This window comes from Lacibacter sp., assembly GCF_035299325.1.
Taxonomy (GTDB): domain Bacteria; phylum Bacteroidota; class Bacteroidia; order Chitinophagales; family Chitinophagaceae; genus Lacibacter.
Genome location: NZ_DATGWT010000032.1, coordinates 1 through 2,729, shown reverse-complemented (window position 1 = coordinate 2,729; position 2,729 = coordinate 1). Strand labels below are relative to the sequence as shown.

Annotated in this window: 3 protein-coding genes; all 3 read right to left on the bottom strand. The window is 37.3% G+C overall.

Features of this window, described 5'->3' with window-relative positions; translation table 11 throughout:
• On the bottom strand, positions 1-404 hold a 404-nt coding region (locus VK159_RS18295), incomplete at its 3' end, for a hypothetical protein (protein ID WP_324231613.1).
• 341 nt (positions 405-745) lie between these two features.
• Complete coding sequence (locus VK159_RS18290; protein WP_324231612.1) at positions 746-1,906, bottom strand: IS91 family transposase; 1,161 nt, start codon at positions 1,904-1,906, stop codon at positions 746-748.
• A gap of 11 nt (positions 1,907-1,917) precedes the next feature.
• The coding region (locus VK159_RS18285; RefSeq protein ID WP_324231611.1) for a tyrosine-type recombinase/integrase at positions 1,918-2,729 on the bottom strand (812 nt) is incomplete at its 5' end.

Below are 2,729 nucleotides of genomic sequence, written 5' to 3'. Positions count from 1 at the left end.
AAATCAATTGAATGGACAAAAGAATCACATGAATGAATATGAATCTTGTCTGAAAATAACTCACCAGCTGGATAATCAACAATTCCATTCTTGCAAATCGAAATTAAAATGAATAAATCTCGGATTCTTTTTTCAATAATGAATCCAGGATTTTCATTTTCACACATTAGGGAACCTTCAATAATTAAAATATTGTCACACCATGGAAAATTAAATTTCTCGAAATCTTTAACTTGGCTTATTTGTTTTTCATCATCAGCGATTTTGAATGTTAGAATTCCGCTTACATTCTGATGCTTAATCTCATATTCAAAGCCATCAAGCTCATCCAAAGTTTCATTGTAGATCGAAATATCTTCAATCACATCTGAACAGCGTAAAGTATAGTAACCTTTAATTTTCATTTTTAATATGGCCTAACGTATAGCGTTTTATTCATCGTTCCCACAAATGTATTAAAAATGGATTGATGTTAAAAATTATAATGAATGAAAATTGAAGTTGTGAAAGGAATGATGAATAAAACCGAGTTGGACTATGCCGCTATGGGAGTTCTTTTGGATTTTGCGGTTTTAAAGTAGTTGACATTTGTCTCTGCTTGTATTATTTACAACTATATCTTGTTTTGCTTCTCTCATTTTTCTATTTTGTTGGATTCATGTATACATACCATTCCCAACATGGCTTTTAACAAGCTCCTGAATATGAAATGTCAGTTCAAAGAACTAAATGTGTTTTATGATCCTTAATCTGATTTAAATTGTGTTGTAGCAATTGGCAGTTGATGTATCATTTTGCCAGTATTGCATTTGGGGCAATGTAATGGGTCACCACCTGTAATATTTCGCCATACTTCAAGTGCTGTGAGACCTTCAAATACAGGCAAAAATGCAACTTTTCCAATCAACTCAAAACATGACTGTAACTTGAGTTTCATGTTACAGATTGCCATAAAACCGTAGTATCTTATTTTGTAAAATCCGCAGGGCAAAACATGGTGCATAAACCTGCTGATAAATTCATCAGCATCCAGTGTTATGGTCTTTCTTAATCCGGCCATTTTGTAATTTTTATACGAAAAACTCACCTTGCCATCCTGGTAATTTAAAAGACGCTGGTTGGATATAGCTACCCGGTGTGTGTAGTTGCCAAGATACCGGATTAGGTTGTTGGCACAGGAAAAAGGTTTTTCGCAATAGACCACCCACTTCTTCTTATAGCATTGGGTTTTTATGAAGTTAAAATCACCTGCGTCATCTGGAAGTTTGATTGCTTTCTGAGCAACTGCTTGTTCAATTAACCTGCAAAGAATTCCCCTGTATACAGCGCTGAGTGCTTTAACCGGCAGAAAGAACTTCCTGCCAGCTGGCACCCATTCCATCTGGTCCTCAGAAAGGCCACCTGCCGGTACAATCATGTGAATGTGAGGATGATAAATCAGCGTTTGACCCCAGGTATGCAAAATACCTACAGCTCCAGCTTGTGCACCAACAAATTCGGGATTTGCAGCACATTGTATAAGGGCTTTACCGGCAGCTTTAAAAAGCAGGCTATAGGCACAGGCCTGATTGATGTAAAACAATTTGTGCAAACAAGAAGGTATGGTAAAAACTATATGAAAGTGCTTAACAGGAAGTAGGTTAACCATTAGTTTATCAACCCATACCTCTTTTTTTATAAACTGGCATTTCGGACAATGTCTATTACGGCATGAGTTGTATGATTGCCTTATGTAGCCACAGTTATCACAATGATCAACATGCCCACCCAGCACTGCAGTACGACATTGTATGATGGCATTGAATGCCTTTTGCTGCTCAGGGCACAAGTTGTGATTGTTTAGAAAATGAGTTGCCTGGTCGCTGAAAATATCAGCAAGCTCAATATCTTGTTTCGTGTTTTCCATGACTTCATAGTTTAAAAATTCATGGAGTCTAATGGTGAAATCACGCTTGCAGGATTAACATTTGCTAAATGAAGGTATCCTGATGTAGTTTTGATTGAAACATGTCCCAAAAGTTGCTGGATAAGCTTCAGATTAACCCCCTTCTCCAATAAATGGGTAGCAAAACAATGCCGGAGGGTATGAAACGAAATCCTCTTCTTTATCCCTGCTTTAGCAGCTAGTTTCTTTACAATACAGTTCAATGTCACGTCTGCTAATTGCTTCCCTTTCTTACCTTGTGGTTCAAACAAAAAACAGGAAGGCCTTTCATACTTATAATATAAACGGAGCACTTCCAGCGCTTTTGGGGAGAGGATAGTGTACCTGTCTTTCTTGCCTTTACCTTGAACCACATGTACTTGCATACGTGAAGAGTCAATTGCTGAAGGTTTTATTTGCTGGATTTCTTGTCGTCTCAAACCTGAAGAGTAGGCCAACATAATAATTGCTCTATGTTTAAGGTTCCTGGTTGCTGCAATCAGCTTCTCAACCTCATCAATTGATAAAACCACCGGGAGTCTTTTTACACGTCTGGGACGTTTAATCTGTATCTGTTCCCAGTTACGTTTAAGCACATCAACCTGCATTATTTTGAAGGCACTAATGTATTGATTGATCATGGAAGTGGAGATTCCTTCACTGCTAATCCTTTGCAGTACATAGTCTTTGAGTTGTTGAGTGGATATCTGATCAAATGGCAGATGATAAAAACTTTCTATCTTTGATAGAAGTGAACTGTATGAATTTACAGTTTTGGAACTGTAATTTCGTAATTGCATCTCAT